The organism is Gilvimarinus sp. 1_MG-2023 (genome assembly GCF_030548285.1).
In genome coordinates this window covers 1-280 of record NZ_JAUOSC010000889.1, presented here as the reverse complement: position 1 = coordinate 280, position 280 = coordinate 1, and the positions used below count along the sequence as shown (strand labels likewise).

Here is a 280-nt window from a genome sequence, read left to right as displayed (position 1 = left end):
GCCAATACCTGCTCGTTGTCGGCTCGCGTATGTTCATGATCGTGCTCTAAGTGCAAGACATTCAACCAAGGGTCAAAACGGGACACTAAGTACAAGGTCTCGCCAATCTGCCGACTATTAATTAAGGCGCCGTCAATACTGATGCTGTTCTCCAACTGGGGCAAGGCGGGGTTGCTGACATCGATAAACTCCAGCCGTATTTCGCTGTTTACCGGCCCCGGCCTTATATCCGCGGAAAACACAATATCAGGTGCGCCCCCCGGCATCAGCGGGTAAATAT

At 52.1% G+C, this 280-nt stretch carries 1 protein-coding gene; it reads right to left on the bottom strand.

Annotated elements, in window-relative coordinates; translation table 11 throughout:
- The coding region (locus tag Q4563_RS19425) for a beta-propeller domain-containing protein (RefSeq protein ID WP_303605684.1) at positions 1-280 on the bottom strand (280 nt) is incomplete at both ends.